This is a genomic window from Streptomyces ziwulingensis, from assembly GCF_039542605.1.
Classification (GTDB): domain Bacteria; phylum Actinomycetota; class Actinomycetes; order Streptomycetales; family Streptomycetaceae; genus Streptomyces; species Streptomyces ziwulingensis.
On the sequence record NZ_BAABIG010000083.1, the window covers coordinates 37,221 to 58,514 of the forward strand.

The 21,294-nt window shown below is 72.9% G+C and carries 19 protein-coding genes and 1 tRNA gene; 10 read left to right on the plus strand and 10 right to left on the minus strand.

Annotation, left to right across the window (positions count from 1 at the left end):
- The first annotated feature begins 115 nt into the window (after positions 1-115).
- Complete coding sequence (locus tag ABEB00_RS31545) at positions 116-2,116, plus strand: PTS fructose transporter subunit IIABC (protein ID WP_345624121.1); 2,001 nt, start codon at positions 116-118, stop codon at positions 2,114-2,116.
- 55 nt (positions 2,117-2,171) lie between these two features.
- Here ABEB00_RS31545 and ABEB00_RS31550 read toward each other — a convergent pair whose 3' ends face one another.
- From ABEB00_RS31550 to ABEB00_RS31560, 3 genes are all read right to left on the minus strand, one after another.
- Positions 2,172-2,918 (minus strand): DUF6227 family protein, encoded by a 747-nt coding sequence (locus tag ABEB00_RS31550; protein WP_345624101.1) that lies wholly within the window; start codon positions 2,916-2,918, stop codon positions 2,172-2,174.
- A gap of 157 nt (positions 2,919-3,075) precedes the next feature.
- Positions 3,076-4,287, minus strand: coding sequence for a L,D-transpeptidase (locus ABEB00_RS31555; protein ID WP_345624102.1), 1,212 nt, complete (start codon positions 4,285-4,287; stop codon positions 3,076-3,078).
- Between the two features lie 124 nt (positions 4,288-4,411).
- Positions 4,412-5,440 (minus strand): P1 family peptidase, encoded by a 1,029-nt coding sequence (locus ABEB00_RS31560; RefSeq protein ID WP_345624103.1) that lies wholly within the window; start codon positions 5,438-5,440, stop codon positions 4,412-4,414.
- 68 nt (positions 5,441-5,508) lie between these two features.
- Here ABEB00_RS31560 and ABEB00_RS31565 point away from each other — a divergent pair, with 68 nt between their 5' ends.
- Complete coding sequence (locus ABEB00_RS31565; protein WP_345624104.1) at positions 5,509-5,688, plus strand: hypothetical protein; 180 nt, start codon at positions 5,509-5,511, stop codon at positions 5,686-5,688.
- A 21-nt stretch (positions 5,689-5,709) separates the two neighbouring features.
- Here ABEB00_RS31565 and ABEB00_RS31570 read toward each other — a convergent pair whose 3' ends face one another.
- The 6 genes from ABEB00_RS31570 to ABEB00_RS31595 all read right to left on the minus strand — a co-directional run bounded on the left by ABEB00_RS31570 (position 5,710) and on the right by ABEB00_RS31595 (position 11,749).
- On the minus strand, positions 5,710-6,183 hold the full coding sequence (locus tag ABEB00_RS31570) for a large conductance mechanosensitive channel protein MscL (RefSeq protein ID WP_345624105.1): 474 nt from the start codon (positions 6,181-6,183) through the stop codon (positions 5,710-5,712).
- A gap of 132 nt (positions 6,184-6,315) precedes the next feature.
- Positions 6,316-6,831, minus strand: a complete 516-nt coding sequence (locus tag ABEB00_RS31575; RefSeq protein ID WP_425586601.1) for an RcpC/CpaB family pilus assembly protein — start codon at positions 6,829-6,831, stop codon at positions 6,316-6,318.
- Positions 6,832-7,106: 275 nt separating this feature from the next.
- On the minus strand, positions 7,107-7,961 hold the full coding sequence (locus tag ABEB00_RS31580; RefSeq protein ID WP_345624107.1) for an S-methyl-5'-thioadenosine phosphorylase: 855 nt from the start codon (positions 7,959-7,961) through the stop codon (positions 7,107-7,109).
- 87 nt (positions 7,962-8,048) lie between these two features.
- Entirely contained in the window at positions 8,049-8,387 is a 339-nt protein-coding gene (locus ABEB00_RS31585) for an FmdB family zinc ribbon protein (protein ID WP_345624108.1), read from the minus strand.
- A gap of 68 nt (positions 8,388-8,455) precedes the next feature.
- Positions 8,456-9,733, minus strand: a complete 1,278-nt coding sequence (locus tag ABEB00_RS31590) for an MFS transporter (RefSeq protein ID WP_345624109.1) — start codon at positions 9,731-9,733, stop codon at positions 8,456-8,458.
- A 315-nt stretch (positions 9,734-10,048) separates the two neighbouring features.
- A complete protein-coding gene (locus ABEB00_RS31595; RefSeq protein WP_425586602.1) occupies positions 10,049-11,749 on the minus strand; it encodes a potassium/proton antiporter in 1,701 nt (566 codons plus the stop codon).
- Positions 11,750-11,936: 187 nt separating this feature from the next.
- On the opposite strand from ABEB00_RS31595, the gene ABEB00_RS31600 reads away from it, so the two are divergent.
- Positions 11,937-14,792 carry a penicillin acylase family protein gene (locus ABEB00_RS31600; protein WP_345624110.1) on the plus strand — a complete coding sequence of 952 codons (2,856 nt, stop codon included), beginning with the start codon at positions 11,937-11,939 and terminating at the stop codon, positions 14,790-14,792.
- Positions 14,793-14,959: 167 nt separating this feature from the next.
- Here the strand turns inward: ABEB00_RS31600 and ABEB00_RS31605 are convergent, their stop codons facing one another.
- Positions 14,960-15,631, minus strand: coding sequence for a 5-formyltetrahydrofolate cyclo-ligase (locus ABEB00_RS31605; protein WP_425586603.1), 672 nt, complete (start codon positions 15,629-15,631; stop codon positions 14,960-14,962).
- 61 nt (positions 15,632-15,692) lie between these two features.
- On the opposite strand from ABEB00_RS31605, the gene galU reads away from it, so the two are divergent.
- From galU to ABEB00_RS31640, 7 genes are all read left to right on the plus strand, one after another.
- The gene (gene galU / locus ABEB00_RS31610; RefSeq protein WP_345624112.1) at positions 15,693-16,595 is read left to right on the plus strand and encodes a UTP--glucose-1-phosphate uridylyltransferase GalU; all 903 of its coding nucleotides are present in this window, start codon (positions 15,693-15,695) and stop codon (positions 16,593-16,595) included.
- Positions 16,596-16,599: 4 nt separating this feature from the next.
- The gene (glp, locus tag ABEB00_RS31615; RefSeq protein ID WP_425586604.1) at positions 16,600-17,976 is read left to right on the plus strand and encodes a molybdotransferase-like divisome protein Glp; all 1,377 of its coding nucleotides are present in this window, start codon (positions 16,600-16,602) and stop codon (positions 17,974-17,976) included.
- 139 nt (positions 17,977-18,115) lie between these two features.
- Positions 18,116-18,628 carry a cyclic pyranopterin monophosphate synthase MoaC gene (gene moaC / locus ABEB00_RS31620; RefSeq protein WP_345624113.1) on the plus strand — a complete coding sequence of 171 codons (513 nt, stop codon included), beginning with the start codon at positions 18,116-18,118 and terminating at the stop codon, positions 18,626-18,628.
- Complete coding sequence (locus ABEB00_RS31625; RefSeq protein ID WP_345624114.1) at positions 18,625-19,149, plus strand: MogA/MoaB family molybdenum cofactor biosynthesis protein; 525 nt, start codon at positions 18,625-18,627, stop codon at positions 19,147-19,149. The genes moaC and ABEB00_RS31625 overlap by 4 nt, the downstream gene beginning before the upstream one ends.
- 17 nt (positions 19,150-19,166) lie before the next feature.
- Positions 19,167-19,790: a GNAT family N-acetyltransferase gene (locus ABEB00_RS31630; RefSeq protein ID WP_345624115.1), complete on the plus strand. Its 624-nt coding sequence runs from the start codon at positions 19,167-19,169 to the stop codon at positions 19,788-19,790.
- A gap of 125 nt (positions 19,791-19,915) precedes the next feature.
- Positions 19,916-21,118 (plus strand): divisome protein SepX/GlpR, encoded by a 1,203-nt coding sequence (sepX, locus tag ABEB00_RS31635; protein ID WP_345624116.1) that lies wholly within the window; start codon positions 19,916-19,918, stop codon positions 21,116-21,118.
- A 58-nt stretch (positions 21,119-21,176) separates the two neighbouring features.
- A tRNA-Ala gene (locus tag ABEB00_RS31640) sits at positions 21,177-21,250 on the plus strand.
- Positions 21,251-21,294 lie beyond the last annotated feature (44 nt).

The following is a 21,294-nucleotide window of genomic DNA, read 5'->3' on the forward strand; positions in this document are numbered from 1 at the left end:
CCCCCGGCACCCCCCTTGCACTCCGCCCGCACCCCGTCACAAGGAGCCCGCGATGCCCGAGGAGCCCGCGATGCCCGAGGAGTCAGCGATGCCCGAGGAGCCCGAGGAGCCGGCGATGAATGAGCTGATCACCGCGGAACTGGTCGACCTCGACCTGTCCGCCGGCACCAAGGAGGCGGCGGCCCGCGCGCTGGCCGAGCGGATGGCGGCGTGGGGCCGGGTGACCGACCTCGATGGCTTCCTCGCCGATGTGGCCGCCCGCGAGGCGCAGACGCCGACCGGCCTCGACGGCGGCATCGGCATCCCGCACTGCCGCAGCGCACACGTCACCGAGCCGACGCTCGCCTTCGGACGCAGCGCGCGGGGCGTCGACTTCGGGGCGGCGGACGGCCCGGCCGACCTGATCTTCCTGATCGCCGCACCCGCCGGCGCCGACGACGCGCATCTGACGATCCTCGCCTCGCTGGCCCGGCAACTGATGAACACCGAGTTCACGGACGCGCTGCGGGAGGTACGGGACGCGGGTACGGCGGCGGCGCTGATCCGGGGCGAGGACATACCGGCGCCGGACACGAGCGAGGTCATGGCCGGGAACCCGGCCGGGAACCCGGCCGGGAACCCGGACGGGTCCCCCTTCCGTATCGTCGCTGTCACCTCCTGCCCCACCGGCATCGCCCACACCTACCTGGCCGCCGAGGCCCTGGAGCGCGCGGGCCGCGAGGCCGGTGTCGAACTCACCGTCGAGACCCAGGGATCGGCCGGTTTCACCCGCCTCGGCCCCGGTGTGATCGAGGCCGCCGACGCGGTGGTCCTCGCCCACGACGTCCCCGTACGCGACAAGGCCCGCTTCGCCGGCAAACCCACCGTCGACACCGGGGTGAGGGCCGCCGTCAGCCGCCCCGGCGCGCTGATCGCCGAGGCCCGGGAGAAGGCCGCCCGCGGCGAGGTCACGGCCGGTTCGCCGGAGTCCACGCCCGTCGAACGCGCGGGCTCTCCCGGCGCGGGCTACGGCACGAAGCTCCGCACCTGGCTGATGTCCGGCGTGAGCTACATGGTTCCCTTCGTCGCGGCGGGCGGCCTGCTCATCGCCCTCGGCTTCGCGATCGGCGGCTACGAGGTCGACAAGGCACCCTCGGTCATGGACCACTTCGCCTGGTCCCAGGCGGACAGTTGGGCGGCGCTGCTGTTCCAGATCGGCGGCGTGGCCTTCGGGTTCCTCGTCCCGGTGCTGGCCGGCTACCTCGCCTACGGCATGGCCGACCGCCCCGGCCTCGTGCCCGGTTTCGTCGGCGGGGCGATCGCGCTGACCGTCAACGCGGGCTTCCTCGGCGGCCTCGCGGCCGGTCTGCTCTCCGGCGCGGTGGTGCTGGCGATCCAGCGGGTGCCGATCCCGGCCGTGCTGCGCGGCATCATGCCGGTGGTGGTGATCCCGCTGATCTCCGCCGCGCTCGTCGGCTTCCTGATGTTCGTGGTGATCGGCAAGCCCATCGCCTCCGCGCAGCAGGCGATGACCGACTGGCTCGGCGGCCTCTCCGGGTCCCACGCGATCCTGCTCGGCGCGCTGCTCGGCCTGATGATGTGCTTCGACCTCGGCGGCCCGGTCAACAAGGTCGCCTACACCTTCGCCACCGCCGGTATCGCCGTCTCCGACCCGAGCGACTCCGCGATGAGGATCATGGCGGCGGTGATGGCGGCCGGTATGGTCCCGCCGCTCGCGATGGCCCTGGCGACGACCGTGCGCGGCGGGCTGTTCGACGCCGCCGAGCGCGAGAACGGCAAGGCCGCCTGGGTCCTGGGCGCCTCCTTCATCTCCGAGGGCGCGATCCCGTTCGCCGCCGCCGACCCGCTGCGGGTCATTCCCGCGTCCATGGCGGGCGGCGCGTTCACCGGCGCCCTGTCGATGGCCTTCGACGCGACCCTGCGCGCACCGCACGGCGGCATCTTCGTCGTCCCGCTGATCGGCAGCCCGCTGCTCTACCTGGTCGCCGTCGCGGCGGGCGTCTGCCTCACCACCGCCCTGGTCGTCCTGCTCAAGGGCCGGCGCAAACCGGCGACGGACCCGGATGCCGCCCCGGACCAGGCGACCACGGCTTCCGGGCAGCCGGTGACCGCGTAATCCGGAGCGGCGGGGGAGTGGGGGAAATGGGGGTGGCGGGAGCGGGCGTTGCGGGTCAGGAGAGCTGGGCGGCGCGTCGTTCCATCGCCTGCCGGGCGGCGTCCTCGCTGGCGTACACCTCGCACATGTGCCGTCCGTCGGGCGTCGCGGTGTGTTCTACCTCCCAGAGGGAGATCTCGCCGCCGTCCCCGAGCAGGAACGCGTGCTCGTAGAGGGTGAAGAGCAGACCGGCGCGGCCCGCCCGGCTGGGGCGACCGAAGACCTGCGTGATCTGGTGCGCGGACGCGGTGGCCAGCAGCGTGGCGGTGTCGGCGCCGGGCCGGTCCTGGTTCTCCGCGCGGCGCAGCAGCCGGCGCGCGTGGTCGGCCGAACCCTCCGGCACATAGGTGTGCGGCGGGGCGGGGATGGGCGACAGCCGCACCAGCACCGGCAGTTCGAAGTCCGGGGCGTCCGGGGGCAGCGGGAGCCGCGCGGTCGCGGCCCGCAGCTCCTCCTCGTCGACGTAGATCTCGGCCTGCGGCTCGCTGCCGCGCGCGGTGTTGTGGACCAGCTCCCACAGCGTGAGCGCCGAACCGTCGGAGAGCAGCCAGGTGTGCCGGTACGTCTCCCGGTGCAGCCCGGCGCTGTGGTGCGCGGAGTGCAGGGAACCGTCGTGCGCGAGCGCGCAGTCCAGGCGGCGCAGTGTCTCGTCGGGCAGCTCGAACGAGTTCAGGGCGCGACCGAGCAGTCGCGCGAGATGCTCCTCCGGAGACTCGGGCGACTCGGGTGGTTCGTACGCTGTGGTCTCGTACGGAACGCTCAAGGTTTCTCCCGGCGTTGCTGCATGTCACCTTGTGGGTGCATACCGTAGCCCCTCGGTCGGACATCATGCCCCCGAACCGAGAAAACGTCCGCATGAAAAACACGCGGGCCGCGTGAAATGTTCCCGCGCGGGCCCGCGTTCACACAAAATCCGCTGTTCAGACGGCACTTCCGGCGGTCCACTCGTGCCACGGCAGGTTCCAGCCGTTGAGCCCGTTGTCCGGCGCGACCGTCTTGTCCGCCGAGTTCTTCACGATCACGACGTCCCCGACGAGCGAGTGGTCGTAGAACCACTTCGCCTCGGTGTCGCCCTGCCCGCCTTGGACATCGGCGAGACCGACGCAGCCGTGGCTGGTGCCCTGGCTGCCGAAGGGCGGACTGCCCTTGCTGTACCAGTAGTTGCCGTGGACGAAGGTCCCGGACGTCGTCAGCCGCATGGCGTGCGGCACGTCCGGAATGTCGTACTCGCCGCCCAGCCCGACCGTCCGGCTGTCCATCCGGGTCTGCGCGAACTTCTGCGAGATCACCATCTGTCCGTTGTACGTGGTGTGCTCCGGGCTGCCCGCCGAGATCGGCACCGTCCTGACCGTCTCGCCGTCCCGCACCACCGTCATGGTCTGGGTGGCGGCGTCGACCGTGGAGACCTGGGCGCGGCCGACGGTGAAGGTGAACGTCTTCCGCTGCACCCCGTGGAGTCCGTCGGCGCCCTCGACGCCGTCCAGGTCGACCTTGGTGGTGACCTTGGAACCGGCCTTCCAGTACTCCTCGGGCCGGAAGTCCAGGCGCTGCGCCCCGAACCAGTGGCCCACCACCTTCTGCCCGCTGCTGGAGGTGACCTCGATGCCCGACTGCACCGCCTTCCGGTCGGTGATCGCCTTGTCGAAGGTGAACGACACCGGCATCCCCGCCCCGACCGTGGCACCGCCGTCCGGCGTGTACGTACCGATGAAGCTGTTCGCCTCGGAGACCGTGGTGAAGGTCGAGCCGGCGGAGGTCCGGCGGCCGTTCGCGTCCTTCGCGGCCGCCGTGATCCGGTACCGCGTCCCCCGCTCCAACTGCTCCTTCGGCTTCCAGCTCCCGCCGTCCCCGGCGACGGCGCCCGGCACCCGCGCGCCCGTCCCGGCCACCGTCATCCGCACCTCGGTCAGCGTGCCGTCGCTGACCTCGACGCCGGTGGAGTTGATCGACGCGCCGTCCGACCCGTCCTTCGCCGAGATGGCTATCCTCGCCGACGGCCCGTCGCCGCCCTTGCCGCCGCTCCCGTCCCCGGCGCTCGCGCTGCCGCCGCAGGCGGTGAGGGTGAAGGCGCCGACCATCAGGGCGGCACCGGCCACCAGTGTGCGCCGCGCTGTCTTGTCCGGCGTTGCCACGGGCTGCTCCCCATTCGTCCGAAGTGCGTGATCCGCTCCCTTACGCCGGGGAAGAGCGGTCCGGGGCCGACGGGGTTCCGGCCGTTCCCGCCGGGCACCGTCGCGTGACGAAACCGGGACAGTCTCAACTCCCCCCGTACAACTGCCGGTACGACGGCCACGTCCCGCCCGGACCGTCCACCGGGTCCGCCGCCCGCACGGCGCGGGCCAGCGCCCGCGTCACCAGGTCGGCGCCGGCCGCCAGGACCGCGTTCAGGGCGAGCGGCTCGTCGGCCAGCGGACGTGCCCCGGTCGCCAGGGCGAACACGGTGTCCCCGTCGTTGAGCAGGTGCGCCGGACGGATCGCCCGCGCGATGCCGTCGTGCGCCGTGCCGGCCACCTTCTGGGCCTGCGCCTTGGTCAGCACGGCGTCGGTGGCGACGACGGCGAGCGTGGTGTTGAGCGGCGGCAGCGAGTGCGTCAGCGCCACCTCGGCCAGACGCCGGCGGGCCGCCTCGTGCACGTCCGCCCGCGGCCACCGCCCCTGCCGCCCCTGCCACAGCTCCCCGTACAGAGCCCCCGTCTCCGGGTCCATCGCCGAGCCCACCGCGTTGGCCACCACCAGCGCCGCCACCGTGATCCCCGACCCGAGGACGGTACTGGCACTGCCCACGCCGCCCTTCAGCAGACCGATCACGGCCCCCGTGCCCGCCCCCACACATCCCTCGGCCACCGGCGCGCCCGGCGCGCTCGCGTGGGCCGCCTCGACGGCCGCCCGTCCGGTCGCCGCGTCCGGCCGGGCCCGGAAGTCGCCGCCGCGCCCCAGGTCGAAGAGACAGGCGGCGGGCACCACCGGGACGACGTGCCCGGGGTCCGGCCCGACCCGCACACCGCGCCCCCGTTCCTCCAGCCAGGCCATGACCCCGGAGGCCGCGTCCAGGCCGTAGGCGCTGCCGCCGGTCAGCACGACCGCCTCCACCGTGCGCACCACGTTGCGCGGATCGAGGGCGTCGGTCTCCTTGGTGCCGGGGCCGCCGCCGCGCACGTCCACCGCGGCGACGGCACCGCCTTCCGGCGCGAGGACGACCGTGGTGCCCGTGAGCCATCCGCCGCCGGCCCGCGTCGCGTGTCCCACCCGTACACCGGTGACGTCCGTCAGTGCGTCAACTGTCATGGCGCCCAGTGTGGAGCAGCGCACGCCGGGACCGGCCCCCGGTGGCGCGGGCGCCGTACCCTGGAGCCATGAGCACCGCCCCCGAGCCCGAGCCGCGCGCGCCGAAGCCGGCGCTGATCTTCGACGATCCGCTGGACCAGCAGTCCTCGGACGACACGGACCGCGGGTGGGGCGAGCGGCCGGGCGGCGGCGACGCGGCGGCCGACCTGAAGCGCTTCCTGGACGAGAAGCCGCCGCACCACCTGTGAGCACTGGGCCGCCGGCTCCCGCTATGTCCGGTCGGGCGCCGAGCCGCGCTGGGCGATCAGCGCGTCCCGGATCTCCTTGAGCACCTCCAGCTCGGTCACCTCGATGATCTCCTGGGTGGTCTCCTTGGCCTTGCGGCGGGCCTCCTGCCGGGCCAGGTACTTGGACATGGGCAGGACCATGAGGAAGTAGACGACGGCCGCGGTGATCACGAAGGTGAGCGTGGCACCGAGGACGGAACCCCACATGATCGGGACACCGCTCGTGACCGTGCCGTCCGCCGCCACCCGGCAGGGAGCCTTCAGGCACGAGCTGTAGTGGTCCAGGCTCTTGGTGCCGAACGCCCCGACCAGCGGGTTGATCACGCCCTTCACCACAGAGTTCACGATGTTGGTGAAGGCCGCGCCGATGACCACCGCGACGGCCAGGTCGATCACGTTCCCACGCATCAGGAAGGTCTTGAAACCCACCCAGACGCCCGGCTTCTTCTCGCTCACCTCGGGGGTACTCCTCGCATGAACAGGTGGAACAAAACGCTCCGCAACCTACGTCAGCGCGGGGCCGCCCGGTCCAGCCGGGTCCCCCCGACGAGGGGTACGACCGGCCCGGTGATCCCGGGCCCGCGAGCCTCAGCACAGGGTCACCGCCAGCCGTGACAGGGCCGCCGCCCCGACCAGGCGGGCCGCCACCGGGCGCGGCACGGAGAGCACCACCAGCGCCCCGCCCTGCCCGGCGGACGCGTCCGGCACCTCCGGGATCTCGGTCACCCGCGCGCCCCGGGCGACCACCGAGGCGCCCCCGTCGCCGCTCGCGTGCCCGCCGGTGCCACCGCCCCCGGTCGCGATCACGTCGACGCGGTCACCGGGCCGGAGCAGCCGGACCGTCTCCGCGTCGGCGATCCGCACGGGCGCGGCGACCCGTTCCGGCGCGAGCCGCTTCGGCACCTGAGCCGCCAACGGACGCCCGCGCGCCCGGTCGCCGTCCCGCCCGCCGTCCCGCGCGTCGGTTCCCGGGTACGGGCCCGCCGCCACCAGCGCCGCGGCGGTCACGGCGAGACCCGCGGCCACGGCACGCCGCCGGTGCCGGACGAGGCGGTGCGACTGCCGGTGCCCGCCGCGCACCCGCACCGGCGCGAACTGCGGCACCTCGCACGTCGGCGGCGCGTCCGTGCCGGGCGGGCCCTGACCGGGCGGGGAGGGACACGGCGAGGGCGGGGAGGGGAAGGGCGAGGGCGGGGAGGGAGAAGGAGAGGGCGGGGAGGGAGAAGGAGAGGGCGAGGGTGAGGACTGGGTGGAGTAGGGGGCGAGGGACACGGCGACCACCACCTGTGACGAGGGACCGGCTTGCGCTCACCACAATGGGCCTTCGCGCCGCAGGCCGCCGGAGCCCGTGCACTACCGGCCGGTTGTGGAAAACCCCCTCACCCGAGAGGCTGAGGCAGCACGATCCCCGGGTCCATCCCGCCCAGCCCCCGCGTGCACAGGCAGTCGCGCTCGGCGTCGGCGGGCAGCGCCGCCACCGCGTCGAAGAGCACGCCCCGCAGCCGGTCCACGTTGGCGGCGAAGACCCGCAGCACCTCGTCGTGGGAGACGCCCTCGCCGGTCTCGGCGCCCGCGTCGAGGTCGGTGACGAGGGTGAGCGAGGTGTAGCACAGCTCCAGCTCCCGGGCGAGCGCCGCCTCCGGGTGGCCGGTCATGCCCACCACCGACCAGCCCTGCGCCCGGTGCCACAGCGATTCCGCCCGGGTCCCGAAGCGCGGCCCCTCCACCACGACGAGGGTGCCGCCGTCCACCGGCTCCCAGTCCCGGCCGCGCGCCGCCCGCAGAGCGGCGGCCCGTCCGGTGGGGCAGTAGGGGTCGGCCAGCGACACATGGACCACCTTCGGCACGGTCCCGTCGGGCAGCGGCGTCCCGTCGAAGTACGTGGCGGCCCGCGCCGCCGTCCGGTCGACGAACTGGTCGGGCACGAGCAGCGTGCCGGGACCGTACTCGGGACGCAGCCCGCCGACCGCGCACGGGCCGAGGACCTGGCGCACACCGACCGACCTGAGCGCCCAGAGGTTGGCCCGGTAGTTGATCCGGTGTGGCGGCAGGTGGTGGTCGCGTCCGTGCCGGGGCAGGAAGGCGACCCGCCGGCCGGCCACCTCGCCGACGAAGAGGGAGTCGCTGGGCGGCCCGTACGGGGTGTCCACCCGCACCTCGGTCACGTCGTCGAGGAACGAGTAGAAACCGGAGCCGCCGATCACACCGATGTCGGCATTCACCTTGTTCACCATGCCCGCACCCTAAGGGCTGTCCCAGGAACGCCCGAGACCCCGCCGTCGAGGGACGGCGGGGTCTCGGGAACGAGAAGGGGTGGGGCCTCAGGCGGCGGAGCTGCTGCCCGCCGAGGTGCTCGTGCTCGACGGCTTCGAGTCCGAGGACGACGACTTCGCGCCCGAGGAGGAAGCGGAGTCCGAGGACGACTTGGAGTCCGAGGACGCCGGCTTCGACGACGACGTCGCCGGCGAGCTGCTCGTCGAGGAGCCGCGGCTGTCGTTGCGGTAGAAGCCCGATCCCTTGAAGACGATGCCGACCGCCGAGAACACCTTCTTCAGGCGGCCACCGCAGTTGGGGCACTCGGTCAGAGCGTCATCGGTGAACTTCTGCACCGCCTCGAGGCCCTCGCCGCACTCGGTGCACTGATACTGGTACGTCGGCACTTGTCTTCCTCCTGGCACTCTCACTCGATGAGTGCTAACGACGGTCCATAGTGACGTATTCCCCGGGATCAGTCCACTGCGGCGGGCTCGCGGTGACCGACGCCACGCGCGACGGTCCGCCCGCCGGGCCGGGCCGAGAGCCGGGAACGCAGGGCGAGGAGGGTCACCAGGGCGAGCACCGTGCCGCCCATCGGCACCAGGAACCCGGCGCCGTCCCACAGGCGGTCCTCCAGTTGTCCGGCGGCCGTCACGGCCACCGCCTGGCCTAGGGCCACCGCGCCGGTCAGCCAGGTGAACGCCTCGGTGCGGGCCCCGGCCGGGACCAGCCCCTCCACCAGGGTGTACCCGGTGATCAGGGCGGGCGCGATGCAGACGCCGACCAGCAGGCCGAGCCCGGCGAGCAGCGGCACCGACTGCGCGGCCCACAGGCCGGAGGCGGTGAGCGCCAGGGCGGTGTAGCCGACCAGGAGGCGCCGGTGCGGGGCCGCCTTCCAGGCGACGGCGCCGCAGACCACGCCGGAGAGCATGTTGCCCGCGGCGAAGGTGCCGTACAGGACGCCGTTCAGGCCCGGTTCGCCGATCGACTCGGAGAACGCGGCCAGCGCGACCTGCATGCCGCCGAAGACGGAACCGATGCCGAGGAAAGCCACGATCAGTACGCGCACCCCGGGGACGCGCAGCGCCGGAACGTGCTCCACGCGTGCGTATCCGTCGGCCCCGCCGACCGTCGGCTGGGTGCTCTTGCGCGCGGCGAAGAGCAGCCCGCCGAGGAGGCTGAGCGCGGCCTCCGTGACGAGGCCGGCGGCCGGGTCGATCGCCGTGCACAGGGCGGTGGCCAGCAGGGGGCCGAGGACGAAGGTCAGTTCGTCGGTGACGGACTCGAAGGCCGCAGCGGTGGGCAGCAGGGGCGAGTCCTTGAGCTTCACGCCCCAGCGGGCGCGCACCATGGGGCCGATCTGCGGCACCGACGCCCCGGTGGGCACCGCCGCCGCGAAGAGCGTCCACAGGGGCGCGCCGGCGAGCGCCAGCGCCGTCAGGGCCAGGCCCGACGCCACGTGGACGAGGACGCCGGGCACCAGGACGGCCCGCTGCCCGTAGCGGTCGGCGAGCCGGCCGCTGTAGGGGGCGAACAGCGCCATGGAGACGCCGGTGGCGGCCGCGACGGCGCCCGCCGTGCCGTAGGAGCCGGTGGTGTGCTGCACGAGGAGCACGAGGGAGATCGTCAGCATCGCGAACGGCTGACGTGCCGCGAAGCCGGGGAGCAGGAAGGTCCAGGCGCCGCGGGTGCGCAGCAACTGCCCGTATCCCGGGCGGGCCTTCTTCGACGGGGTGACCGTGGTCGCCACGGTCCTCGCCTTTCTGCCGCCTGGTGGCGTGGCCCGTCGGGGGACGGGCGGCGCCGAGAGCTGTCCTCTTGCGCGGACTGCGGTGGATACCGAAAGCCCTCGGGGAGGTGCGTCCCGGCCGCCATACGGTCGCGCCAGCTCTGCGTCAGGCAGAGTTGGTTCGATCAGGTGACACCTTTATCGTACAGGTGTGAAGGGGTGGATACCCCCTGAACGTGAGCACTCCGCCCGGCCTCGCCTGGGATTGGCAGCGCCTCGCCCGGGATTGCCGCGCCTCACTTGCGACCGCCGCGCGTCACTCGGAACCGCCGCGCCTCACTTGGGGCTGCCGCCCGCGCTTCCCCAGCCGCCCGCACCACCTGCACCGCCCGCACCGCCTGCACCGCCCGCACCGCCCGCACCGTCCGTGCCGCCGGCCTTGCCGCCGTTCCCGCGGCCGATCCGGTGGCCCTTCACGCCCCCCGTACCCAGCCAGCCCGCGAGCTTTCCGCCGTGGCCGACCGCGTGCAGCCGTGCCTCGGCCGCGTCCCGGACGGGGTCGGTGGCGACCACGAGGAGTTCGTCCCCGCGCCGCAGGACCGTCGAGGGGAGCGGGACGAAGGACTTGCCCTCGCGCACGACGAGGGTGACGGCGGCCCCCGGCGGCATCCGCAGTTCGGCCACCTCGACGCCGTGCATCCGCGAGCCCGCGGGGATGGCGACGGAGAGCAGGTGGCCGCGCAGCCGCTCCAGGGGCGCGGACTCGACGCCGAGGTCGGCGGCCTCGGGGCCGTCGCCCAGCCGCAGCTTGCGGGCCAGCCACGGCAGGGTCGGGCCCTGCACCAGCGTGTAGACCACGACCAGGACGAAGACGACGTTGAAGATCCGGCGGCTGCCGTCGACGCCCTGCACCATGGGGATGGTCGCGAGGACGATGGGGACGGCGCCGCGCAGTCCGGCCCAGGACATCAGGGCCTGCTCCTGCCACGGCACCCGGAACGGCACCAGGCACAGCACGACGCTCAGCGGTCTGGCCACCATGGTCAGCACCAGCCCGATGACCAGGGCGGGCAGGATGTCGTCGCCCAGCTCGTGCGGGGTCACCAGCAGGCCGAGCAGCACGAACATGCCGATCTGGGCGAGCCAGCCGAGCCCGTCGGCGAAGCCGCGGGTGGCCGGCCAGTGCGGCAGCTTGGCGTTGCCCATCATCACCGAGGCGAGGTAGACCGCGAGGAAGCCGCTGCCGTGCGCCATGGCACCGGCCGCGTAGGCGGTCACGGCGATGGCCATCACCGCGATCGGATAGAGACCGGAGGCGGGCAGCGCCACATGCCGCAGCCCCCACGAGCCCAGGAAGCCCACCGCGATGCCGAGGGCCGCGCCGATGGCCAGTTCCAGGGCGATCTCGCCGAGCAGCACGTACCAGTGCTCGATGGGTCCGGCGGTGGAGAAGGCGACCACGAGGATGACCACCGGGGCGTCGTTGAAGCCCGACTCGGCCTCCAGCGTGCCCGTTATCCGGGACGGCAGCGGGATGCGGCGCAGTACCGAGAAGACGGCCGCCGCGTCCGTGGAGGACACCACCGCGCCCACGATCAGCGCCTGCCGCCACTCCAGTCCGACCAGGAAGTGGGCGCACGCCGCCGTCACGCCGACGCTGACGGCGACCCCGGCCAGCGCCAGGGCGGAGGCGGCCGGCAAGGCCGGTCTGACCTCTTTCCACTTCGTGCCGAGTCCGCCCTCGGCCAGGATCACGACGAGGGCCGCGTACCCGATGACCTGGGTCAGTTCGGCGTTGTCGAACTTGATGTCGCCGATGCCGTCCTGGCCCATGGCGATACCGATCGCCAGGTAGACGAGCAGGCTGGGGAGCCCGCTGCGCGAGGAGACGCGCACCGCCGCGACGGCGACGAGCAGGACGAGCGAGCAGACGAGCAGGAGCTGGTTGAGGTGGTGGACAGTCAGTGGCCGTTCCCTTCCCTGGCATCCGGCGGCGCACCTTGCGTGGCACCCGAAGCCGCGGGTTCCCGCGGCCAACTACTTCGTTACCTTACCTAACTCTTGACGATTTCTTGACGCTGGCCTTGGCAAGATCGAACGCCCGCGCACGCCGGTTCCCGACTCCGCGTCAAGGGGGCGTGACCCCTGCGCCTATGGTTGCTCCAGCGTTCAGTAGAAAGCACAGCCCGCCCCTGCCGCTCGTGTTAGGACAGCAAGGACAGCGATGCCCCCCACCAACACCGCCTCTTCGGGTCAGCAGCCCGCCAAGTCCGGCAGGAAGAAGGGGCGCAAAGCCCGATTGGTCGTCCTTGTACTGGTGCTGGCCATCATCGGTGGCCTGGCCTACGGGGGCTACTGGACGGTCAGCACCGTGCGCGCGTCCTTCCCGCAGACCAAGGGCTCGATCACCCTCGACGGTCTGTCCGGCCCGGTCGACGTCAAACGCGACGGCTACGGCATTCCGCAGATCTACGCCTCCTCCGACGCGGACCTGTTCATGGCGCAGGGCTACGTCCAGGCGCAGGACCGGTTCTACGAGATGGACGTGCGCCGGCACATGACCTCCGGGCGCCTGTCGGAGATGTTCGGCAAGGGGCAGGTCGACAACGACGCGTTCCTGCGCACCCTGGGCTGGGACCGGGTGGCGAAGGAGGAGTACGACAAGACGCTGTCGGACTCCACGAAGAAGTACCTCCAGGCGTACGCCCAGGGCGTGAACGCCTATCTCGCGGGCAAGGACGGCGCGGACCTCTCCCTGGAGTACGCGGCGCTCGGCTTCACCAACGACTACAAGCCGCAGAAGTGGACCCCGGTCGACTCGGTCGCCTGGCTGAAGGCGATGGCCTGGGACCTGCGCGGCAACATGCAGGACGAGATCGACCGCGCCCTGATGACCAGCCGCCTCGGCCCCAAGCAGATCGCCGACCTGTACCCGGACTACCCGTACGACCGGAACAAGGCGATCGTCCAGAGCGGTCAGTACAACGAGCTGACCGGCACCTTCGAGGGCGGCGGCGACAGCGGTTCGACGGACGGCACCTCCGGCACGGGTACGGATACGGGAACAGGCACCGGGACCGGGACGGGCACCGGGACCGGGACAGGCACCGGGACCGGAACGGGCACCGGGACCGGAACGGGCACCGGGACCGGGACAGGCACCGGTGACGGCGGTACCGCCCTCCAGAGCCAGCTCTCCGGCCTCCAGGACGTCCTCGACGACCTGCCCACCGCCGTCGGCGTGAACGGCAACGGCATCGGCTCCAACTCCTGGGTCGTCTCCGGCGAGCACACCATCACCGGTAAGCCGCTGCTCGCCAACGACCCGCACCTCTCCCCGTCGCTGCCCTCCGTCTGGTACCAGATGGGCCTGCACTGCCGCAGCGTCTCCGCCAAGTGCCAGTACGACGTCACCGGCTACACCTTCGCGGGCATGCCCGGCGTCGTCATCGGCCACAACCAGTCGATCGGCTGGGGCCTGACCAACTCCGGTGTCGACGTCAGCGACCTCTACCTGGAGAAGGTCACCGGCGACGGCTACCAGGAGGGCGGCAAGGTCGTGCCGTTCGAGACGCGCGAGGAGACCATCAAGGTCGCCGGCGGCAGGTCCAAGAAGATCGTCGTCCGCGAGACCGACAACGGGCCGCTCCTCTCCGACCGCGACGACGAGCTGGTGAAGGTCGGCAAGAAGGCCGGCGTCGAGGCCGAGGCGCCGGACCGCGGCGACGGCTACGGCGTCTCCCTGCGCTGGACCGCCCTGGAGGCGGGCACCACCATGGACGCCGTCTTCGCCATCGACCGGGCGACGGACTGGAGCGGGTTCCGCGAGGCGGCGGCGCTGTTCGACGTGCCCTCGCAGAACCTGGTCTACGCCGACACCGAGGGCCACATCGGCTACACCCTGCCCGGCCGGATCCCGCTCCGTGCCGAGGGCCACGACGGCTCCCTCCCGGCGCCGGGCTGGGACCCCGCCTACCGCTGGACCGGCAAGTACATCGAGGACGACGAACTGCCCTACGAGTACGACCCCGACCGCGGCTACATCGTCACCGCCAACCAGGCCGTGGTCGACGAGGACACCTACCCGTACACCCTCACCACGGACTGGGGCTACGGCGCCCGCAGCCAGCGCATCACCGCCCTGATCGAGCAGAAGATCAAGGACGGCGGCAAGATCTCCACCGACGACATGCGCCAGATGCAGCTCGACAACAGCAGCGAGATCGCCAAGCTGCTGGTGCCCGCGCTGCTGAAGATCGACGTCGACGACAAGGAGGTCCGGCAGGCCCAGAAGCTCCTGGAGGGCTGGGACTACACGCAGGACGCCGACTCGGCCGCCGCCGCGTACTTCAACGCGGTCTGGCGCAACATCGTGAAGCTCGCCTTCGGCAACAAGCTGCCCAAGGAGCTGCGGGTCAAGGGCCAGTGCCTGTGGGTCGACCCGGTCAACACCACCGGGCCCGCCGACGAGACGCAGAAGGTCCGCGAGTGCGGCCAGCGCGACGCCGACCAGGCCCAGCCGGACGGCGGCGACCGCTGGTTCGAGGTGGTCCGCTCGCTGATGGACGACCCCAAGAGCGACTGGTGGACGACGCCGGAGAACGGCACCCGGGACGGCGCCGACAACCGCGACGACCTGTTCAAGCGCGCCATGGGCGACGCCCGCTGGGAGCTGACCGCCAAGCTCGGCAAGGACATCGACACCTGGAGCTGGGGCCGGCTGCACCGCCTGTTCCTGAAGAACCAGACCCTGGGCACCGAGGGGCCGGGCTTCCTGAAGTACGCCCTCAACCGCGGCCCGTGGAAGCTCAGCGGCGGCGAGGCGGCGGTCAACGCCACCGGCTGGAACGCGGCCGGCGGCTACGGGGTGATCTGGGTGCCGTCGATGCGCATGGTGGTCAACCTCGGGGACCTCGACAAGTCCAAGTGGATCAACCTCACCGGTGCCTCCGGACACGCCTACAGCGCCCACTACACCGACCAGACCGACAAGTGGGCCGCCGGCGAGCTGCTGGACTGGTCGTTCACCGACAAGGCGGTCGAGGGCAGCACCAGCGACACGCTGCTTCTCAAGCCGTAGCCGTAGCCGTAGCGGTAGCCGTAGCGACAGAGGCAGCCGTAGCCGCAGCGGCTCCTGACACCCCGGACACTCCGGCGGGAAACGGCCCCCACGCACACGCGTGGGGGCCGTCTCCCGTTCCTGGGCCCGGTCTCCTGGGCCCGGTCTCCTGGGCCCGGTCTCCGGGCTCAGCCGCCTGGCTCAGTCTCCGGGGCCCGGCGGAAGCGGCGGGTGCCCGACGGGGTCACCACCGCGTCCACCGGCCGGTCGTGCGGCTCGGCGGGCACCCGCGGGAGGATCTCCGGGTCGTACAGCAGCACCACCAGCGCCGGACGCGCGTCCGCCCGCTCCAGCCGCGCCAGCACCCGGTCGTAGGAGCCGCCGCCGCGCCCCAGCCGCATACCGCGCGGGTCCACCGCCAGACCCGGCAGCAGCACGGCCTCGGCCGCCGTGACCGCCTCGGGCCCCAGCCGCTCCCCGGCGGGCTCCAGCAGCTCCATCCGCCCGCCGTGCCGCACGCGCGTGAGGGAGTCCTCGCCCGTGTACCGGCCCCAGTCCAGGTCGTGATCGGGCAGCAGCGCCGGCAGCAGGACGCGTACGCCCCGCGCGCGCAGCGCGTCGAGCAGCGCGCGGGTGCCCGGCTCGGCGCCCACGGAGACGTACGCCGCCACCGTGCCCACCCCCGCCAGCTCGGGCAGCGCGAGCGCCCGCCCGGCCAGCGCCGCCTCCGACATCCGCACGTCACCGGCCGTCAACCTGGCCCTCACCGCGAGGATTTCGCGGCGCAACGTCCGCTTGTCAGGCTCGTCCCCGCGTCCGTCATGACTCACCGTGGCTCCCGTACCGTTCCATTTGCTCATATGAGCGCCAATGCACCGGAGCCGCAGATTCCGTGCCAACGCACCGGATATGGTGGCGGGCATGACTCAGTCGCACCCCAGGATCAGCAAGGCTGTCATCCCCGCAGCAGGTCTGGGCACCCGGTTCCTCCCGGCGACCAAGGCCACTCCCAAGGAGATGCTGCCGGTCGTCGACAAGCCGGCGATCCAGTACGTGGTCGAGGAGGCCGTGGCCGCGGGTCTCGACGACGTCCTCATGGTGACGGGCCGTAACAAACGCCCCCTGGAGGACCACTTCGACCGCAACTACGAGCTGGAGTCCGCCCTGCAGAAGAAGGGCGACGCCGGCCGGCTGGCCAAGGTGCAGGAGTCCAGCGACCTGGCGATGATCCACTACGTCCGCCAGGGCGACCCCAAGGGCCTCGGCCACGCCGTCCTCGCCGCCGCCCCGCACGTCGGCGACGAGCCCTTCGCGGTCCTCCTCGGCGACGACCTGATCGACCCGCGCGACCCGCTGCTCCAGCGGATGATCGAGGTCCAGGGGGAGTACGGCGGCAGCGTCATCGCCCTCATGGAGGTCGCCCCCGAGCAGATCCACCTCTATGGATGCGCCGCCGTCGAAACCACCAGGGACGCCGACGTCGTCAAGGTCGCCGACCTGGTCGAGAAGCCGGACCCGGCCGACGCCCCCTCGCACTACGCCGTCATCGGCCGCTACGTCCTCGACCCGCACGTCTTCGACATACTGCGCCGGACCGAGCCGGGCCGCGGCGGCGAGATCCAGCTCACCGACGCCCTCCAGCAGCTCGCGGCCGACGAGAAGGTCGGCGGCCCGGTGCACGGCGTCGTCTTCAAGGGCCGCCGCTATGACACCGGCGACCGCGGCGACTATCTGCGCGCCATTGTCAGACTCGCGTGCGAACGTGAGGACCTGGGCCCGGACTTCCGGGCCTGGCTCCGCAGTTACGTAGCCGAGGAGATGTAGGACGTTGAGCAGCCCCGCGCCCCGTGCCGCCGGCCACGACCACCAGGGACCGGACCACCGCGCCGGCCGTCCGGGCCACCGCACCGGCCCGGACGCCCTGTGGTCGGTGGAGGACCACCTGGCGGACATCCTCGCCGCGGTCCGCCCCCTGGAACCCATCGAGCTGAACCTCCTCGACGCCCAGGGCTGCCTGCTGGTCGAGGACGTCACGGTGCCGGTCTCCCTGCCACCGTTCGACAACAGCTCCATGGACGGGTACGCGGTACGGGTCACGGATGTCGCGGGCGCGAGCGAGGAGTTCCCGGCCGTCCTGGAGGTCGTCGGGGACATCGCCGCGGGCCTGGCCGAGTCGCCGCACGTGGGCCCCGGCCAGGCGGCCCGCATCATGACCGGCGCCCCGCTGCCGTCCGGCGCCGAGGCGGTGGTGCCCGTGGAGTGGACCGACGGCGGCCTCGGCGGGGGCCCGGTGACCGGGATGCGCGCCCGCAGCAAGGCCCCCGAGGGGGCCGGCGGCCAGGTCCGCGTCCACCGCCCGGCCGAGGCGCGCGCCCATGTGCGCGCCCAGGGCAGCGACGTCCGGGCCGGTGACCGCGCGCTGGCGGCGGGCACCGTCCTCGGCCCGCCGCAGATCGGCCTGCTGGCCGCGATCGGACGCGGCCGGGTCCGGGTCCGCCCCCGCCCCCGCGTGGTCGTCCTCTCCACCGGCAGCGAACTCGTCCAGCCCGACGAGCCACTGGCCCACGGCCAGATCTACGACTCCAACAGCTTCGCGCTGACCGCCGCCGCCCACGACGCCGGCGCCATCGCCTACCGGGTGGGCGCCGTCACCGACGACGCCGAGACCCTGCGGGCCACCATCGAGGACCAGTTGGTCCGCGCCGACCTGCTGGTCACCACCGGCGGGGTGAGTGTCGGCGCCTACGACGTCGTCAAGGAGGCGCTGGCGCACGTCGCCGACGAGGACGAGCCCGGCAGCGGCGTGGAGTTCCGCAAGCTCGCCATGCAGCCCGGCAAGCCCCAGGGCTTCGGCTCCGTCGGCCCCGACCACACCCCGCTGCTCGCCCTGCCCGGCAACCCGGTGTCGTCGTACGTCTCCTTCGAACTGTTCGTGCGCCCCGCGATCCGCACCCTCATGGGCCTGCCGGACGTCCACCGCCCCCGGGTCCGGGCCACCCTCACCGCGGGCAAGGCACTCACCTCGCCCAAGGGCCGCCGGCAGTTCCTGCGCGCCACCCACACCGACGGCTCCGTCACCCCGGTCGGCGGCGCCGGCTCGCACCTGGTCGCGGCCCTGGCCCATGCCGACGCGCTGATCGTCGTACCCGAGGACGTGGAGTCGGTCGAGCCCGGCACCGAGGTCGAGGTCGTCCTGCTGGGCTGAGTGGTCCCCGCGGGCGCCCGCGGGAAGGCCCCGGGAGGTCCTGCCCCGGTGCGCGGGCCGGCATGGGGGTACCGTGTCGCGCACAACAGGCCCGCGCGGCGCGACCGCGCCGGGCCCGGACCGGGAGCGCCACACCACCATGACTGTGCCTTCCCGGGGGGAGACCCCCGGACCCGCCGTGCAGGACCGGCTGACCCACATCGACGAGGCGGGCGCCGCCCGCATGGTCGACGTCTCGGAGAAGGACGTGACCGCGCGCACCGCCCGCGCCAGCGGACGCGTCCTCGTGACGCCCCGCGTGATCGAGCTGCTGCGCGGCGAGGGCGTCCCCAAGGGTGACGCCCTGGCCACCGCGCGGATCGCGGGCATCATGGGGGCCAAACGGACCCCCGACCTGATCCCGCTCTGCCACCCGCTGTCGGTGTCGGGTGTGAAACTGGAGCTGTCGGTCGCGGACGACGCCGTGGAGATCGTGGCCACCGTCCGGACGACGGACCGCACGGGTGTCGAGATGGAGGCGCTCACCGCGGTCTCCGTCGCCGCGCTCACCGTGATCGACATGGTCAAGGCGGTCGACAAGGGAGCGGTCATCACGGACGTACGGGTCGAGGAGAAGACAGGCGGCAAGTCGGGCGACTGGAGCCGGTCATGACGCTCGGCGCGCCGGCCGCGTCCTGCCGCGCGCTGGTGGTGACGGCCTCCAACCGGGCCGCCGCGGGCGTCTACGAGGACCGGGGCGGACCCCTGGTCGCCGAGGGCCTGCGCCGCTGCGGCTTCGCCGTCGACGGCCCGCGGGTGGTTCCCGACGGCGACCCGGTCGAGGCCGCCCTGCGCGCCGGTACGGACGCCGGTTACGACGTGATCGTCACCACCGGCGGTACGGGCCTCTCGCCCACCGACCGCACCCCGGAGGCCACCCGCGCGGTGATCGACCACGAGGTGCCCGGCATCGCGGAGGCGATCCGCGCGTACGGCCGGGACAAGGTGCCCACCGCCGCGCTCTCCCGCGGCCTCGCCGGAGTGGCGGGCGGCACCCTGATCGTCAACCTGCCCGGTTCCATCGGCGGGGTGAAGGACGGACTGGCCGTACTGGAACCCCTGCTCAGACACGCCGTGGACCAGCTCCGCGGCGGGGACCACCCCAGACCCGGCGGCAGCGGGGGTGCGAGCTGAACAGCCCCTCCTGGCCGGTGGAGCTGCGGGACGGCGACCTCGTCCTCAGGCCGATAAAGCTGCGTGACCAGCGGGCCTGGCGCGAGGTCAACCGCCGCAACCGGGACTGGCTGCGGCCGTGGGAGGCCACCATCCCGCCGCCCACGCCCGGCGGGCCGATCACGCACCGGCCGACCTACCGCCAGATGGTGCGCCACCTCAGGTCCGAGGCGCACGCGGGCCGGATGCTGCCCTTCGTCATCGAGTACCAGGGCAGGCTCGTCGGACAGCTCACGGTGGCCGGGATCACCTGGGGATCGATGTGCTCCGGGCACATCGGCTACTGGGTGGACGAGGCGGTGGCCGGGCGCGGGGTGATGCCGACGGCCGTGGCCCTCGTCACCGACCACTGTTTCCGCACGGTCGGACTGCACCGCGTCGAGGTCTGCATTCGCCCCGAGAACGGCCCCAGCCGCCGGGTGGTGGAGAAACTCGGATTCCGCGAGGAGGGGCTCAGGCCCCGATATCTCCACATCGACGGCGCCTGGCGCGATCACCTCGTCTTCGCGCTGACCGCGGAGGAGGTGCCCGAGGGGCTGCTGCGGCGCTGGCAGCGCGGCCGGAGCCGGGACGGCTCCCGCCCGAGCACCGGAATTGAATAAACGTTCGATATTGATCGCCGAAATTGTCACCGGTCAGAAAAAAATTTAGAAATATCAGCCAGATCGTGCGACACACCGGCTCAATTGGCGGATCGCCTCGGGCACATCCCTCTACCGTGTGAGGCGTGAGCAGCAGCGGCCTCATCTACGCAGTCATCGTCGGGGCCTGGGCCGCCTACTTGGTGCCGATGTGGCTCCGTAGGCAGGACGAGCTGAACGAGGCCCGTCCGACGGAACGCTTCAGTACCGCCATCCGGCTGCTGTCCGGACGGGCGGGCATGGAGCGCCGATACGCCAAGGACCTGCAGGCGCGCTCCGCCGAGGAGGAGGAGCGGCCCGCGGCCGACGCTCCGGACGCCGTCACCGACTCGGTGGACGTCCGGGCCTTCGCCGTGTCCCGGACCCGGCGCCAACCCCGGCCGGTGGCCCCGCCGCCGGACCCGGCCCCGGTGGAACGCCCCGCACCGGAACGCCCCGAACCGCCCCGCCCGCGGGTGCCGGCCGCCCGGCGCGACGGGGCCGTCGAGGCCGCCGCGCAGGCCGCCGCCCGCGCCCGGCGCGTCAAGGTGCTGGCCAGACGCCGCCGGACCACCGTCCTGCTCTTCGTCGCCTTCAGCCTCGGCGCGATCGTCGCCGCGGTCGGCGGACTCGCCTTCCTGTGGGCGCCCGGCGTCCCCGCCCTGCTGCTCAGCGCGTACATCGTCCATCTGCGGAGCCAGGAGCGGCGGCGGTTCGCCTTTCACATGGACCGCAGGCGGGCCGAGGACGCGGCGCGGCGGCTGAGGGAACACGGCCGCCAGCCGCGCCGGCGCGGGTCCGCCGACGCCCCCGCCGAGGCCGGCACCGAGGAGCCCGCAGAGCCTCCGGGGAGGGAGACCGACCCCGGTCTGTCGGCGCTCGCCGCCGACCGGCGGGCCCTGGTCGAGCAGACCGACCACGCCGAATGGGTCGACCAGCAGCGCGAACGCCAGCGCCGCCCCGGACAGGGCGAGAGCTGGGACCCGGTACCGGTGCCGCTGCCCACGTACGTCACCGCGCCGGTCGCCCCCCGGGCCACGGCCGGCGTCGACCTCTCGGCACCCGACGCGTGGAGTTCCGCGCGCTCCAGCGCCGCCGCCCCCGACCAGGACGCCGCGGCCGAGGGCGACCCGTCCGACGCCGACCCCGACGGCCCGGCGGCGGGCGACCCGGAGGAGGACCGCGCGGAGACCCCCGCCCGCCGGGGCGGCCGCCGGGCCGCCTCCGCCCGCCGCTCCCGCGAGCGGGGCCGCACCCCCCTGTTCGACCAGTACGAGGACGGTGACCGCCCGAAGGCCGCCAACGAGTAGCCCCCGGAACGGATTTTTGAGCAGGCCAGTCAGGGTGCTAGAGTTTCACTCGTTGCAAGGGCCTGTGGCGCAGTCTGGTAGCGCACCTCGTTCGCATCGAGGGGGTCTGGGGTTCAAATCCCCACAGGTCCACCGCGCGACTGTTCTTGAGTTAGCTCAGGAAGAGTTCACAAGAT